A 15,720-nucleotide genomic window follows, 5' to 3' on the forward strand; every position below is an offset into this window, starting at 1 on the left:
ACAGGTAGATCACCAGGGTCCCGGCGGCGATATCGCCGAGGCGCTTGAAGTGGGGATGTTGCAGGCAACTGATGGCCCCGAGGAAGTAACCGAACGGCAGCAGGTCGACAACCCGCAGCAGGTTGCGCAACAGCGACGCCGACCAGCCGATCGGGGTGCCATCGTCGTGCACCACCTGCAAGCCCATCCATTGCTTGCCCGGCGAGCGACCGTGGTTCAGCACCTCGAACAGCACCATGTACCACCAGCTCACCACGAACAGCAGGATCGAGCCGAGCCCGGCTCCCAGTTTGCCGAGCATCGCCAGCACAATGAACAGCACGCCCAGGACCAGGCCGCGTAAACCAAGATCAATGGAGAATGCCAGCGCACGGACCATCAACCCGGCCGGGCGCAGTGGCAGGTCGACGCCCTCCGGCGTTTCGACCTGGTACCGCGTATCCAGCGGAGGTGACAGCGGCGCATTCCGTGGCTGTGCTGTGGTCTCGAGCATGGGCAACCTGATGATGTGGCCTTATTCGGGATTGTGTATCCATTCGATGCTAGCAGCCTAATCGAGGGGCGGGGGCGGGGGGGAACGACATAACTATGTATTGCATGGTAAGTCGCGCAAGGTGCTTGAATGACAAGACTACTGGCCGGGGCGGGCGGTGAACGCCTAGACTTTGCCGATCTTCAGTTCAGGAATCGCCCGTGACCTCCATTTTCTGGTACGACTACGAAACCACTGGCATCAATCCCCGTAGTGACCGTCCGTTGCAAATGGCCGGCCTGCGCACCGACTTCGATCTCAATGAAATCGACGAGCCGGTCAATCTTTACTGCCAGCCCAGTGAGGACATCCTGCCGCATCCTGCCGCCTGCGCGATCACGGGAATCACCCCCGGGCAACTGCAAGAGCACGGCTTGAGCGAAGCCGATTTCATGACCCGGGTGCATGCCCAACTCGCGGCGCCCGGTACCTGTGGTGCGGGGTATAACACCTTGCGTTTCGATGACGAGATGACCCGCTACAGCCTGTACCGAAACTTTTTCGACCCCTATGCGCGGGAGTGGCAGGGCGGCAATAGCCGCTGGGACCTGATCGATGTGGTGCGTGCCGCCTATGCCTTGCGTCCCGATGGCCTGGTCTGGCCGACCGATGACGAGGGGCGGGTCACGCTCAAGCTCGAACGCCTCAGCGCTGCCAATGGCATCGATCATGGCAATGCCCACGAAGCACTGTCGGACGTTCGCGCGACGATCGCCCTGGCGCGCCTGATACGGGAAAAACAGCCAAAGCTGTACGCCTGGCTGTTTCAACTGCGCAGCAAGCAAAAAGTCATGGACCAGATACGCCTGCTGCAACCGCTGGTGCATGTTTCCGGACGTTTTTCGGCCGCGCGCAACTATGTGGGGGTGGTGTTGCCGCTGGCCTGGCACCCGCGCAACAAGAACGCCCTGATTGTCTGTGACCTGCACCTCGATCCCCAGGGCCTGCTCGACCTGGATGCCGAAAGTTTGCGCCAGCGCTTGTATACCCGCCGCGACGAACTGGCCGAAGGCGAGTTGCCGGTGCCGTTGAAGCTGATTCACATCAACAAGTGTCCGGTGGTGGCACCGTTGTCGGTACTTCGCCAGGAAGATCAGCAGCGTTTGGGGCTGGATATGGCGCTGTATCAGCAGAGGGTGTCGCAGCTCAATGGCGCCCGGAAAGTTTGGCTGGATAAAATCCTGGCGATTTATGCCCGCGAAGACTTTTCCCAGAGCCAGGATCCGGAGCAACAGTTATACGATGGATTTATCGGTGATCGGGATCGGCGATTGTGTGAACAAGTCAGGGCCGTTGACCCGATGCAATTGGCACAAGAACAGTGGCCTTTCGATGACGAACGTTTGCCTGAATTGCTGTTTCGATATCGCGCACGCAACTTTCCCGACACGTTGAATCCCGAAGAGCAAGAACGCTGGCGAATATTCTGTCAGAAACGTTTGTCAGACCCTGAATGGGGGGCGCCAAATACCCTTGAAAGTTTTGTAGAAGCCGCGGCCCAATTGAGCGTTAGTGCTACTGCGTTTCAGCAGGGGGTGCTCGGTGAGTGGCAGGATTATGTCCAGGGACTGCGCCAGCGTTTGAGTCTTTGAAATCGAACATGCCAGGGCTTAAACGCCGAGCATAAAAAAACGCCAGCATTTGCTGGCGTTATTTTTTGTCACGGATCCATCTGCGACAAGCTCTGAGGCTTAGCCCAGCAGGGTTGCCCAGCCTTCCACCACGTCACCGCCCCACTTGGCTTTCCACTCTTTCAGAGTCTTGTGGTTGCCACCCTTGGTTTCGATGACTTCACCGTTGTGCGGGTTTTTGTATTGTTTAACTTTGCGAGCACGCTTGGTGCCGGTAGTTTTCACTGCACCGCCGCGTGGTGCCTTGGTTTTGGATTCTGGATCCAGCAGCGCGATGATGTCGCGCAGGGACTTGGAGTATTCACCCATCAGGGTGCGCAGTTTGCCTTCGAATTCCAGCTCGGTTTGCAGTTTGTCGTCTTGGGACAGGTTCTTCAAACGGGCTTGCAGCTCTTTGATAGCTTCTTCGGTGGCGCGATATTCGTTGATCAAGGACATGTGGACTACCTTATGTTGTGCGCTGGATGGCAGATGACAGTGCGGCAATAATAGTCACGGTGTTTCATCAAGTAAACATTTAAGGCAAGTTTATTTAATTTAATTGCCGGGGTTTTTGCGCGCATTGGTAGTGCGATTATTAGTGTGGTCCCGGTCTGTCAGATATACATAAATTAACAATTGGCCGGCACCGCAAGAGCATCTGTGCAAGCAGGCGCTGCTGGTGTCCACCCTGTCGCACTGACCTTCCGGCAGGGCGAAACGTCAACAATACTGCAGTTTTGTTGCGCAATCGCTAGAATGGCGGCCTTTGCGAAGTTCTGGAGTTCCCCCCTCATGCGCACTTTTCGTCTGGTGATTTCTTGCCCGGACCGTGTTGGCATCGTTGCCAAAGTCAGTAACTTTCTGGCATCACACAACGGCTGGATCACTGAAGCGAGCCATCACTCGGACAATCTCAGTGGCTGGTTCTTCATGCGTCACGAAATCCGTGCCGACTCCCTGCCATTTGGTATCGAAGCGTTTCGTGAAGCCTTTGCCCCGATCGCCGAAGAGTTCTCGATGGACTGGCGCATCACCGATACCGAGCAAAAGAAGCGCGTGGTCCTGATGGCCAGCCGCGAGTCGCACTGCCTGGCCGACTTGCTGCACCGCTGGCACAGCGATGAACTGGACTGTGAAATTTCCTGTGTGATTTCCAACCATGATGACTTGCGCAGCATGGTGGAGTGGCACGGTATCCCGTACTACCACGTCCCGGTCAATCCACAGGACAAGCAGCCAGCCTTCACCGAGGTTTCGCGCCTGGTCAAGCAACACGATGCCGAAGTGGTGGTACTTGCCCGCTACATGCAGATCCTGCCGCCTGAGTTGTGCAGCGAATACGCGCACAAGGTCATCAACATCCACCACAGCTTCCTGCCGTCATTCGTCGGTGCCAAGCCGTACCACCAGGCCTCCCTGCGTGGCGTGAAGCTGATCGGCGCGACTTGTCACTATGTGACCGAAGAGCTGGATGCCGGCCCGATCATCGAGCAGGACGTGGTGCGCGTCAACCACAGCGACAGCATCGAAGACATGGTGCGTTTCGGCCGCGATGTCGAGAAAATGGTGCTGGCCCGTGGCTTGCGTTATCACCTGGAAGACCGCGTGCTGGTGCACGGCAACAAGACCGTCGTCTTCTGACAGACGTACGTCACCGTTGAAATTCGAAGGGCCTGGGCGTTCAATCGCTTCAGGCCCTTCGCCGTTTTTGCACCGAGGACATGACCATGGCCGATCCACTGGACAAAGCCACTTCCAAGGCTCCCGCCACGCTGGGCGAGGGTTGCCTGAGCCGCTACGACCCGGATGACATGGGGCCTGAAACCGGTACGGAGTTTCCCGACGCCGCGCAGTTGTGGGAACAGTTGCAGCAAGAGCCCGAGGACAAACCTAAGCCTGCCTGAGTTTCATCAACTTCTTCAGCAGCGGCCGACCCAGCATCAGCAGAAACACCGGCCCACCAACCAGTAAATAGAAGTAATAGGTTACCGCCCGCCAAATCAGAATCGCCGCGGCTGCCGTGGACTTCCCGACCATGGGCGCCAGCAGCGCGGCGGACGTCAGCTCAGCCGCCCCGGCTCCGCCCGGCAGCAGGCTGAATTGCCCGGCGCTCAGTGCCAGCATCTGGATCAGAAAACTCCAGGCCCACTGCAAATCCGCGCCGAGCCCGCGCAACGCCAGGTACAGCACGCTGTAGCGCAGGCCCCAATGTACACAGGTCAGGGCGAATACCTTGATCAAGGTCTGCACGGGCAACTTCAACGTGTCGGTAAACGCCGCCAGAAACTGCAGGAGTTTGCGCGCCCAGCGCATTCGAGTGGCCGCTTTGACATTGAGTCGGGCGAGCCAGCGACCACTCAGGCGAATCAATAATCGGTGATAGCGCGCCACCATGACGCAACTGACCAGGCCGCCGAACAGCGAAACGGCGCTGACCATCAGCATCCATTCCATACGCTGGCTGAGGTGCTGGAACAGGGCGTAAATCAGAATCCCGCTCAAGGCACAGAGAAAAAACAGCAAGTCGCTCAGTTGATCCATGGCAAACACCGCACTGCCCCTGGCTGGACGCACACCGTGACGCGCCAGCAAAGCCATGATCGTCAGAGGCCCGCCACTACCGCCGGGCGTGGCGCAGTAGGCGAATTCGGCGGCCATCACCATGCCGAGGCTCCTGAGCCGGCCGACCTTGTCGCATTGATCCCCCAGCAATAGGCGCAAACGCAGGGTGTTCACCCCCCAGCACAACAGGATCATGCCGAACATGACCAGCAACCACGGCAGCGGAAAGGCGGTCAGCCGAGACCAGATTTCGCTGCCGCCCAACAGTAATGGAATCAGCACTGCCGCGAGCAGACCGACGAGCAACAGCAGTGCGCGACTCATGCGGCACGGACCAGTCGGTCGTTTTGCATCGCCAGCCAGTGGGCCTTGGTCATTGGCACCCGTCCGTTGTCGAGCAGGCGCTCAAGGGTTTTTAGCCAGTATCGGCGCGAGAACTCATGGCGCATGTCCACCGGGTGCAGGCCCAGGCGAATCACCGGAGCGTGCTGCCAGCGCTGTTCACGCCGGTCGCAGACGAGCTTCGACACACCCCGGCGCCAGGCGCTGCGCGCACTCCAGACCAGCCCCGGCGCCTGGAGCGCGGTGAAATCCGGTAGCCGGTATAAATGTTGCGAGTCGCTGGTGTAACTCAGCGGCAATTGGCGCAATGCCTGGCGAGTGCCTTGGCTCATCAGCCAGGCCGGGGCGACGAACCCTTCCAGCGGCCAGTCATGGCGGTGGAACATCTCGATGCCCGAACGCAGGCGGGCGAGGGCGTCTTCCTGCGACAAACGATAAAACTCGCCTTCGTGGGTGTAGACCCGACGCATGAACCAGTCGCGGGGATTGCGGGTCATCGGCCCCTCGTCGCAATGGAAATAGCCATGCAGTGCCAGTTCGTCGCCCCGGGCGACCCTGGCACTGAGCTGGCGGCAAAATTGCGGATGGGCGTCCAGATTGTTGTGTTTGTGCAAATCCGGCACCACCAGCCAGGTGATCGGCACGCCACCCAAAGCGTCGACGGCTTTGACGAACGGCTGGTAATCGGCCCAGGTGGGCGGCGCCACGTCGTGCAGTACCAGCAGTAAAGCGGGACTGTTCATGGGCTCAACCATTGGCTGTCAGCGGCCATTGGCTGCCGAGCACGGCGTGGTAGTGGCGCAGCAAACTGGTGACCACCGTGTCCCAGGCATAATGTCGTTCGGCATGTAATCGCGCCTGTCGGCCCAGCGCTACGCTGCCCGAGCCGAACAGTTCTCGAACCGCGGTGGCCATCGCGGCGGGATTGTTCGGCGCACAGAGCAGGCCGCAGTCCTCGGTGACGATTTCTTCGAAAGCCCCGGCCGCCACGGCTACCACCGGAATACCGCTGGCCATGGCTTCGAGTATCACCAGGCCGAAGGTTTCCTGATCGCCAGCGTGGAGCAAGGCGTCGGCGCTGGCCATCAGGCGAGCCACCTGCGCCGCCGGGCAGAACTCGTCGATCACCGTCACGTTGGAGGGCACGGCCGTGGGCATCGACGACCCAACCAGCAGCAGGTGATAGCGTCGGCCCAGGCGTTTCATGCAGTCGAGCAGCACCGGCAGGTTTTTTTCCTTGGAACCGCGCCCGGCAAAGATCAAGAGGTGGGTGTTTTCATCCAGACCCAGTTCGGCCCGCAGCCCGGAATCTCTGGCATCGGGATTGAAGGTTTGCAGGTCGACGCCGAGCGGCTGCACGAAGACATTCCTGACCCCAAGCCCGGTGAGTTTGTCGGCCATGACCCGGCTGGGCGCCAGGACCCGGTCGAAGTTGCCGTAGAGCTTGCTGACATAGGCCTCGACGTTGTTGGTCACCCAGTTGCCCATGCGGTTGCTGACCAGCAGGGGCAGGTCCGAGTGATAAAAACCGATGATCGGCACATCGAGTTGGCGCCGCGCATCCAGCGCCGCCCAAGCGGTGAGGTAGGGGTCGCCAACTTCGATCAGGTCGGGTTGCAAGTCTTGCAGGACATTGCGCCAGGGCGCCAGACGCAGAGGAAAGCGATAGCCCTTGCCGAAGGGCAGGGCAGGGGCGGGAACTGTGAAGATGCCATCCTGCTCTCCAAAGGACGATCCGGGGATCAGCAAACTGTGGCGAATGCCTGGCTTGATGCCCAGGCGACGGTGCTTGGCATCCAGATAAGTGCGCACGCCTCCGCTGGCAGGGGCGTAGAACATGGTGATGTCCGCGATATGCACGATGAACGATCCTCCGGTCCTGTTTCTCCTTTGGTTGACCTATATGAAGGATAGATGTTCGGTTGGGGTTGTGCGGGAGGGATGTCGGCGGGGGGATGTATCGTTTGGCAGGCCGCTATCGCGAGCAAGCTCGCTCCCACAGGAATCTTTGTCGCACTATAGATCTACTGTGGGAGCGAGCTTGCTCGCGATGAGGCCGGTGAGGTTGCCTTAGATCCTGAAGCTACCTACCAACTGCTTCAACCGCGCCGCCTGCTGCTCAAGGTCCGAGCACGCGCGCAATGTCGATTGCAGGTTTTCCACACCTTCCTGGTTCAGCGTGTTGATTTCGGTGATGTCGACGTTGATCGACTCCACTACGGCGGTCTGTTCTTCGGTCGCGGTGGCCACCGACTGGTTCATGCCGTCGATTTCACCGATACGCAGCGTCACGCTGTTCAGGCGCTCACCCGCAAGGTTGGCGATTTCCACGCTGTCCTGGCTGTGGCGCTGACTATCGCTCATGGTGCTGACCGATTCCCGGGCGCCGACCTGCAGCTCCTCGATCATGGTTTGCACCTGTTGCGCCGATTCCTGCGTGCGATGTGCCAGGTTGCGCACTTCGTCCGCCACCACGGCAAATCCACGACCGGCTTCACCGGCGCGGGCGGCTTCAATGGCGGCGTTGAGCGCCAGCAAGTTGGTTTGCTGGGAAATGCTGGTGATCACTTCGAGAATCTGCCCGATGTTCACCGTTTTACTGTTCAGCGATTCGATGTTGGAGCTCGATGCACTGAGCATGCTCGACAGTTGATTCATCGCCACGATACTGCGGTCCACCACTTGCTGGCCGTCTTCGGCCAGGCTGCGGGCATCGCTGGCCTGGCTCGAAGCCTGAGCGGCGTTACGGGCAATTTCCTGGGCGGCGGCGCCGAGCTGGTTGATTGCGGCCGCGACGCTGCTGGTGCGCGAGGCTTGCTGGTCGGAGTTGAACATCGACGAGTTGGAAGCGGCCACTACGCGCAATGCCACTTCGTTGACTTGCCCGGTGGCCGAAGACACTTCGCGGATCGAGCCGTGAATGCGCTCGACGAAACGGTTGAACGCGGTGCCCAGAGTGCCGAATTCGTCATTGTTCTGGATGGTCAGGCGCTTGGTCAGGTCGCCTTCGCCGTCGGCGATGTCGGCCATGGCGCGGGTCATGACGTGCAACGGCTGGATCAGGATGCGAATCAGCATGCCGAGCAGGGCGATGATGATGGCCACGGCGATGATGGTCGCAACCACAGCCGAGGTGCGGAATTCGCTGAGCATCGAGTAGGCTTTTTCCTTATCGACCGACAGACCGATGTACCAGTTGACCGATGCCAAGCCTTTGATCGGGGTGAAGGTCACGATGCGGGTTTTGCCGTCGACCTGGATTTCGCTCATGGCGCTGCTGATGGCCGGCGTGTCTTGCGGGTAGACATCCTTGAGCGCCTTCATCGCCAGCGCTTTGTCGGGATGTACCAGGATCTTGCCGTCGGAGCTGACCAGGAACGCATAACCCATGCCGTCGAAATCCAGCTTGCCAAGGCTGTCGGCGATCACTTGCAAACTCAGGTCGCCACCGACCACGCCGATGTTCTGGCCGTCCTTGATAACGCTGTCGACAATGGAAATCACCAGTTGGCCGGAGGCCAGATCAATGTAAGGCTCGGTCAATGCCGAACTGCTGCTGCTTTGCGCGCTCTTGTACCAGGGACGTGCACGCGGGTCGTAGCCATCGGGCATCTTGCTGTCCGGGCGAATGATGAAAGAGCCATCCTTGTTGCCGAGGTAGGCGCCCATGAAGGTCGAGGTCACGGCTTTTTGTACAAGCAGGCTGGAAACGTTGTCGGCATCGGGGTTGAGCGCAACAGTTTGTGACAGGTTTTCAATCAGCAGGCTGCGCCCGTTCAACCAGGTCTGGATATTGTTGGCGGTCACCGCGCCCATTTCCTGCAGATAATTTTCCAGGTCTTTGCGGATGGCATTGCGCTGCAAGTAGTCGTTGTACAGCGTAAAGGAGGCGAAGGCGGCAATCACAATGAGGGCGGCAGCAAGCAGGATTTTATGGCTGAAACGCAGATTTTTGTTCATGGCTTGGGGTTCCGCTAAGGTCTTAATGTCCAGCGCGTGCTTTTATAAAGGGACGCACGACGGGCAAGGTTGAAAGCAAGTGAATTTTCCGACTCTCCTTAGGGAAATTTCCGACCAGATCGTGTCTGACTGCTTTGTCGTTATCTCTATCGGCCGTGTAGGACCAAAGATTAATCATGGGTGACCAAATGCCTGACTCATTGCAACTCGTTATCGGCGCCGATCCAGAAGGGCAGCCGACTGCCCAGGCCATGCGCCTGGCGAACCGCCACGGATTGATCGCGGGCGCGACCGGCACCGGCAAGACAGTCACTTTGCAACGAATGGCCGAAGCCTTCAGCGATGCCGGCGTGGCGGTGTTCGCCGCGGACATCAAGGGTGACCTGTGCGGCCTCGGCGCCGCCGGCAATCCCCAAGGCAAGATCGCCGAGCGGATTGCCGGGATGCCCTGGCTCAACCACAAGCCTCAGGCTTATCCGGTGACGTTGTGGGACATACACGGTCAGTCCGGTCATCCTTTACGCACAACCTTGAGTGAAATGGGGCCGCTGCTGCTGGGCAGTCTGCTGGAGCTGACCGACAGCCAGCAGTCGGCGCTGTACGCCGCGTTCAAGGTGGCGGACCGCGAAGGCCTGTTGTTGCTTGATCTCAAGGACCTGAAGGCATTGCTCAATCACCTGCGGGACAACCCCCAGTTGCTGGGCGACGATGCGGCGTTGATGACCACCGGCTCCAGCCAGGCATTGCTGCGACGTCTGGCGACCCTGGAGCAACAGGGCGCCGAAGCCTTGTTCGGCGAGCCGGCGCTGCAACTCGAAGACATCCTCCAGCCCACGGCGGACGGGCGCGGTCGCATTCATTTGCTGGATGCCAGCCGCCTGGTGCATGAAGCGCCGAAAGTCTACGCGACGTTCCTGCTGTGGCTGCTGGCAGAGCTGTTCGAACAGTTGCCGGAGCGTGGCGATGCCGACAAGCCGTTGCTGGCGCTGTTCTTCGACGAGGCCCACTTGTTGTTCAACGGTACGCCCCAGGCATTGCGTGATCGTCTGGAGCAAGTCGTGAGGCTGATTCGTTCGAAAGGCGTGGGCGTGTATTTCGTCACCCAGTCGCCGGGTGACCTGCCGGATGATGTGCTGGCGCAGTTGGGCTTGCGCATCCAGCACGGTCTGCGTGCGTTCACCGCCAAGGAACAGAAGTCCCTGCGCGCGGTAGCCGATGGTTTCCGGCCGAACCCGGCGTTTGATGCGTTGTCGGTGCTGACCGAGCTCGGGATCGGGGAGGCGCTGGTCGGCACCCTGCAGGAAAAAGGCACGCCGGAAATGGTCCGGCGGGTGCTGGTGGCACCGCCGCAATCGCGGATCGGGCCTTTGACCGCCGCCGAGCGCACGGCGTTGATTGCCGGTTCACCTTTGCAAGGGCGTTATGACAAGCCGATTGACCGTGACTCGGCCTATGAGGTGCTGATGGGACGCAAGGGCCTGGCGCCTGAGCCTGAAGCGGAGCAGGGTAAACAGGAACCGAGCTTCACCGAACAGGCGGGAGAGTTCCTCGGCACCGCGGCAGGGAAGGCACTGAAATCGGCGATGCAACAGGCGGCGAACCAGATTGGCCGACAGTTGGTGCGCGGGTTGATGGGTTCGTTGCTAGGCAGCAAAAAACGCCGCTAGCTTGAGCGACCACAATCTAACTGTGGGAGCGGGCTTGCTCGCGAAGGGGGCATGTCAGTCAACGTTATGTTGTTTGACACACCGCCTTCGCGAGCAAGCCCGCTCCCACATGGGTTCTGTGTCAGGATTTGGATTTGGCGTGCGCCGCCAGTCGCTCCAGCGCTGCCCGCAAATTCGGGTCGCTGATCCCATCGGCCGTGGCCTGGATGGTCGCTGCCGCGTCGTTGGACAAATCCATGGTATGCCCGGCCGCACCTTGCTGAACGGTCGGCGGTTGAACTTTGAACAGGATCCGGGTCAGATTGGCGAACTCATCGAACATCTGCAATTGCCGCTGCAAACGCTTTTGCTGGTAACGCAGGCGAGTTGCCCAATGACCGTCGGTGACAATCAGCAACAAACTGCCTTCGCGCCAGGAAGCCACGTGGCAATGCTCGCGAGCGGCGGGTTGCAATTGGCTTTCGAGCAAACGTTGCAGATGACCCAGGCGTTGAGCGTGGCCGAGAATGGCCTTCAGCGGCTTGGCTTCGCGTAGTAGAACGGCAGGTACTTTGGCCGTAAGTGGGCGAAATGCCATGATCAGACACCTGAAGTAACAGAGGCGCCATGGTAGCAGAAAGCGCCGAGTGCACCCGCCCATTGCTTTTGTGGGCGCTTTACCCATTAAATCAACAACTAACTTCTGCCTTGAACGGCTTGAAGTTGAGCAAAACGCCCTTATTTTAAGTGAGCCCCGTCAAAGCGCTGTGCCAGCATCGTGGAATATCGCCACTTTCCTCTCCATCGTTTCCGGGTAGAATGCTCGTTCGCATGCGGCCATGAGGGCTGCACGGGCGACTCACGGGGCCGCCCTCCATCCCTTTAGTGTGGAAGATCCTGCCGATATGTTTGCGCCTTTGTTAAAGAAACTTTTTGGAAGCAAGAACGAGCGTGAAGTCAAACGCATGCTCAAGACGGTGCAACTCGTCAATGCCTTCGAAGAGCAAATGGTGGCCCTTTCGGACGATCAATTGCGTGCCAAGACAAGCGAGTTCAAGGCCCGCATCGCCAAAGGGGAATCCCTCGACAAACTGCTGCCAGAAGCCTTTGCGGTCGCCCGCGAAGCCGGCAAGCGTGTCATGGGCATGCGCCACTTCGATGTCCAGCTGATCGGCGGCATGACCTTGCATGAAGGCATGATCGCGGAAATGCGTACCGGTGAAGGCAAGACCCTGGTGGCAACACTGGGCGTTTACCTCAACGCGCTGTCCGGCAACGGCGTGCACGTTGTGACGGTGAACGACTACCTGGCCCGCCGTGACGCCAACTGGATGCGCCCGCTGTATGAATTCCTCGGCCTGACGGTCGGCGTTGTGACGCCGTTCCAGCCGCCGGAAGAGAAGCGCGCTGCCTACGCCGCCGACATCACCTACGGCACCAACAACGAATTCGGTTTCGATTACCTGCGCGACAATATGGCGTTCAGCATGGAAGAAAAATTCCAGCGCGAACTCAATTTTGCCGTGATCGACGAAGTCGACTCGATCCTCATCGACGAAGCCCGTACGCCGCTGATCATCTCCGGTCAGGCCGAAGACAGCTCCAAGCTGTACATCGAGGTCAACAAGCTGATCCCGCAGCTCAAGCTGCACGTTGAAGAAGTCGAAGGCGAAGTGACCCAGGCCGGTCACTTCACCGTCGACGAGAAGACCCGTCAGGTCGAACTCAACGAAGCCGGTCACCAGTACGTCGAAGAAACGCTGACCCGCATCGGCCTGCTGGCTGAAGGCGAGAGCCTGTACTCGGCCCACAACCTGAGCCTGCTGACTCACGTTTACGCCGGCCTGCGCGCGCACAAGCTGTTCCATCGCAACGTCGAATACATCGTGCAGGACGGTCAGGTCGTACTGGTCGACGAGCACACCGGCCGTACCATGCCGGGCCGCCGCTTGTCCGAAGGCCTGCACCAGGCCATCGAAGCCAAGGAAAACCTGAACATCCAGGCCGAAAGCCAGACGCTGGCGTCGACCACCTTCCAGAACTACTTCCGTCTGTACAACAAACTGTCCGGCATGACCGGTACGGCCGACACCGAAGCGTTCGAGTTCCACCAGATCTATGGCCTGCAGGTCATGGTGATTCCACCGAACAAGCCGCTGGCCCGTAAGGACTACAACGACCTGGTGTTCCTGACCGCCGACGAGAAATACGCGGCAATCGTGGCCGACATCAAGGAAAGCATGGCCGCGGGCCGTCCGGTCCTGGTCGGTACCGCCACTATCGAAACCTCCGAGCACATGTCCAGCCTGCTCGTGAAGGAAGGCATCGAACACAAGGTCCTGAACGCCAAGTTCCACGAAAAGGAAGCCGAGATCATTGCCCAGGCCGGTCGCCCGGGCGCGCTGACCATCGCCACCAACATGGCCGGTCGTGGTACCGACATCCTGTTGGGTGGTAACTGGGAAGTGGAAGTGGCTTCCCTGGAAAACCCGACCCCTGAGCAGATTGCCCAGATCAAGGCCGACTGGCAGAAACGTCACCAGCAAGTGCTCGAATCGGGCGGTTTGCAGGTGATTGCCTCCGAGCGCCATGAATCGCGCCGTATCGACAACCAGTTGCGTGGTCGTGCCGGTCGTCAGGGCGACGCCGGTTCCAGCCGTTTCTACCTGTCGCTGGAAGACAGCCTGATGCGCATCTTCGCCTCTGACCGGGTGAAAAACTTCATGAAGGCCCTGGGCATGCAGCCTGGCGAAGCGATCGAGCACCGCATGGTGACCAACGCTATCGAAAAGGCCCAGCGCAAGGTCGAAGGCCGCAACTTCGACATTCGCAAGCAACTGCTCGAGTTCGACGACGTCAACAACGAACAGCGTAAAGTGATCTATCACATGCGTAACACGTTGCTGGCCGCCGACAACATCGGTGAGACCATCGCTGACTTCCGTCAGGACGTGCTCGACGCCACCGTCAGCGCGCACATTCCTCCACAATCGCTGCCCGAGCAGTGGGACGTGGCCGGTCTGGAAGCCGCGTTGCAGAGCGATTTCGGTGTGGCGCTGCCAATCCAGCAGTGGCTCGACGAAGACGACCACCTGTACGAAGAAACCCTGCGCGAGAAACTGATGCAGGAACTGATCGCGGCGTACAACGAGAAAGAAGACCAGGCGGGCGCCGAAGCGTTGCGCACCTTCGAGAAGCAAATCGTTCTGCGCGTACTGGACGACCTGTGGAAAGACCACCTGTCGACCATGGATCACCTGCGCCACGGTATCCACTTGCGTGGCTATGCCCAGAAGAACCCGAAGCAGGAATACAAGCGCGAGTCCTTCACCCTGTTCTCCGAATTGCTGGATTCGATCAAGCGCGATTCGATCCGTGTGCTGTCCCACGTTCAGGTTCGTCGCGAAGACCCGATCGAAGAGGAGCAGCGCCTGCGTCAGGAAGCCGAGGCATTGGCCGCTCGCATGCAGTTCCTGCATGAAGAGGCTCCAGGCCTTGAACAGCCTGAAGTGTTGGGCGAAGAGGTCGATGTTGCCCTCGCTGCCGCGCCGGTTCGCAACGAGCAGAAGCTGGGTCGCAACGAGTTGTGCTACTGCGGTTCGGGCAAGAAGTTCAAGCATTGCCACGGGCAGATTCAGTAAAACCCGTTTCAATCGCTGAAATACCCGCGCCGCGACCGGCTTCTGCCGTCGCGGCGTTTTACCATTCGAACCACCGTTCTGCTGAAACGGTGCTGACATCATTTATAAAGGAGCGCATTCATGGCTGTTGGTCTTGGTCCTTTGCCAACGTTGCACCCGGTTGCCGGTTTTGAACTCGGTATCGCCTCGGCTGGCATCAAGCGCCCGGGGCGCAAGGATGTTGTGGTCATGCGCTGTGTTGAGGGCTCCACGGTTGCCGGCGTGTTCACCCTGAACGCCTTTTGCGCCGCACCGGTGATCCTGGCCAAGCAACGCGTACAAGGCCCTGTGCGTTATCTGTTGACCAACACCGGCAATGCCAACGCCGGCACGGGCGAACCTGGCCTGGCTGCCGCCGAGCGCACTTGCGCGAAACTGGCCGAGTTGACCGGTGTCGATGCCAGCCAGGTGCTGCCGTATTCCACCGGTGTGATCGGCGAGCCGCTGCCGGTCGAGAAAATCGAAGGCGCGCTGCAAGCGGCCCTCGATGACCTGTCGATCCACAACTGGGAAGCTGCCGCCACCGGCATCATGACCACCGACACCCTGCCAAAGGGCGCCAGTCGTCAGTTCCAGCACGACGGTGTGACCATCACCGTTACCGGCATCAGCAAAGGCGCCGGCATGATTCGCCCGAACATGGCGACCATGCTCGGCTACATCGCCACCGACGCCAAAGTCTCCCGCGATGTGCTGCAAAACCTGATGCTGGATGGCGCCAACAAGTCGTTCAACCGCATCACCATCGATGGTGATACCTCGACCAACGACTGCTGCATGCTGATCGCCACCGGTCAGGCTGCGCTGCCGGAAATCACCCGCGCCGAAGGCGAACTGTTTGCCAAACTCAAGCAAGCGGTGTTCGAAGTGTGCATGGACGTAGCCCAGGCCATCGTTCGTGACGGTGAAGGCGCGACCAAATTCGTCACTGTTGAAGTCAATGGTGGCGGCAACCACCAGGAATGCCTGGACGTTGGTTACACCGTGGCTCACTCGCCGCTGATCAAGACCGCGCTCTTCGCTTCCGACCCGAACTGGGGCCGCATCCTGGCCGCCGTCGGCCGTGCCGGTGTACCGAACCTGGACGTGAGCAAGATCGACGTATTCCTCGGCGACGTGTGCATCGCCAGCCGTGGTGCGCGCGCGGCGACCTACACCGAAGCCCAGGGCGCGGCGGTGATGCAGCAGGAAGAAATCACCATCCGTATCGAGTTGGGTCGTGGCGATTGCAGTGAAACCATCTGGACTACCGATCTGTCCCACGAGTACGTGAAGATCAACGCCGAGTACCGTACTTGATACACGGCTAAAGACCGAGTCGTCCCATTCGCGAGCAAGCCCGCTCCCACAGGAGATCTTCAGTGAACACAAAATGTGAGTACTGT

Annotated in this window: 13 protein-coding genes; 6 read left to right on the plus strand and 7 right to left on the minus strand. The window is 59.7% G+C overall.

Annotated elements, in window-relative coordinates; all coding sequences use genetic code 11:
* Positions 1-493: RDD family protein (locus tag KGB20_RS20085; protein WP_223532952.1), on the minus strand; the 493-nt coding region annotated here is incomplete at its 3' end.
* Between the two features lie 200 nt (positions 494-693).
* On the opposite strand from KGB20_RS20085, the gene sbcB reads away from it, so the two are divergent.
* Complete coding sequence (gene sbcB / locus KGB20_RS20090; protein WP_154860434.1) at positions 694-2,124, plus strand: exodeoxyribonuclease I; 1,431 nt, start codon at positions 694-696, stop codon at positions 2,122-2,124.
* Between the two features lie 99 nt (positions 2,125-2,223).
* On the opposite strand, the gene mvaT is transcribed toward sbcB, so the two are convergent.
* Positions 2,224-2,601 carry a histone-like nucleoid-structuring protein MvaT gene (mvaT, locus tag KGB20_RS20095; protein WP_007933316.1) on the minus strand — a complete coding sequence of 126 codons (378 nt, stop codon included), beginning with the start codon at positions 2,599-2,601 and terminating at the stop codon, positions 2,224-2,226.
* Between the two features lie 336 nt (positions 2,602-2,937).
* Here mvaT and purU point away from each other — a divergent pair, with 336 nt between their 5' ends.
* Entirely contained in the window at positions 2,938-3,786 is an 849-nt protein-coding gene (gene purU, locus KGB20_RS20100; RefSeq protein WP_057713501.1) for a formyltetrahydrofolate deformylase, read from the plus strand.
* An 86-nt stretch (positions 3,787-3,872) separates the two neighbouring features.
* On the plus strand, positions 3,873-4,049 hold the full coding sequence (locus KGB20_RS20105) for a hypothetical protein (RefSeq protein ID WP_173677941.1): 177 nt from the start codon (positions 3,873-3,875) through the stop codon (positions 4,047-4,049).
* Here KGB20_RS20105 and KGB20_RS20110 read toward each other — a convergent pair.
* The 4 genes from KGB20_RS20110 to KGB20_RS20125 form a co-directional block, all read right to left on the minus strand.
* The gene (locus KGB20_RS20110) at positions 4,036-5,031 is read right to left on the minus strand and encodes a YbhN family protein (RefSeq protein ID WP_154860433.1); all 996 of its coding nucleotides are present in this window, start codon (positions 5,029-5,031) and stop codon (positions 4,036-4,038) included. The genes KGB20_RS20105 and KGB20_RS20110 overlap by 14 nt on opposite strands.
* Positions 5,028-5,804, minus strand: a complete 777-nt coding sequence (locus KGB20_RS20115) for a DUF2334 domain-containing protein (protein ID WP_154860432.1) — start codon at positions 5,802-5,804, stop codon at positions 5,028-5,030. Before KGB20_RS20115 ends, KGB20_RS20110 begins: the two co-directional genes overlap by 4 nt.
* Positions 5,797-6,909: a glycosyltransferase family 4 protein gene (locus KGB20_RS20120; protein ID WP_154860431.1), complete on the minus strand. Its 1,113-nt coding sequence runs from the start codon at positions 6,907-6,909 to the stop codon at positions 5,797-5,799. Before KGB20_RS20120 ends, KGB20_RS20115 begins: the two co-directional genes overlap by 8 nt.
* Before the next feature lie 210 nt (positions 6,910-7,119).
* Positions 7,120-9,009, minus strand: coding sequence for a methyl-accepting chemotaxis protein (locus tag KGB20_RS20125; RefSeq protein WP_150813312.1), 1,890 nt, complete (start codon positions 9,007-9,009; stop codon positions 7,120-7,122).
* Between the two features lie 188 nt (positions 9,010-9,197).
* Here KGB20_RS20125 and KGB20_RS20130 point away from each other — a divergent pair, with 188 nt between their 5' ends.
* The gene (locus tag KGB20_RS20130) at positions 9,198-10,676 is read left to right on the plus strand and encodes a helicase HerA-like domain-containing protein (RefSeq protein ID WP_154860430.1); all 1,479 of its coding nucleotides are present in this window, start codon (positions 9,198-9,200) and stop codon (positions 10,674-10,676) included.
* Between the two features lie 121 nt (positions 10,677-10,797).
* Here the strand turns inward: KGB20_RS20130 and KGB20_RS20135 are convergent, their stop codons facing one another.
* A complete protein-coding gene (locus tag KGB20_RS20135; RefSeq protein ID WP_154860429.1) occupies positions 10,798-11,253 on the minus strand; it encodes a DUF721 domain-containing protein in 456 nt (151 codons plus the stop codon).
* Positions 11,254-11,560: 307 nt separating this feature from the next.
* Between KGB20_RS20135 and secA the strand changes: the two genes are divergently transcribed.
* Positions 11,561-14,296, plus strand: a complete 2,736-nt coding sequence (gene secA / locus KGB20_RS20140; protein ID WP_150813309.1) for a preprotein translocase subunit SecA — start codon at positions 11,561-11,563, stop codon at positions 14,294-14,296.
* 120 nt (positions 14,297-14,416) lie between these two features.
* A complete protein-coding gene (gene argJ, locus KGB20_RS20145; RefSeq protein WP_056726069.1) occupies positions 14,417-15,634 on the plus strand; it encodes a bifunctional glutamate N-acetyltransferase/amino-acid acetyltransferase ArgJ in 1,218 nt (405 codons plus the stop codon).
* The last annotated feature ends 86 nt before the right edge of the window (positions 15,635-15,720 follow it).

Source organism: Pseudomonas sp. BF-R-30 (genome assembly GCF_019956175.1).
GTDB lineage: Bacteria > Pseudomonadota > Gammaproteobacteria > Pseudomonadales > Pseudomonadaceae > Aquipseudomonas > Aquipseudomonas jessenii.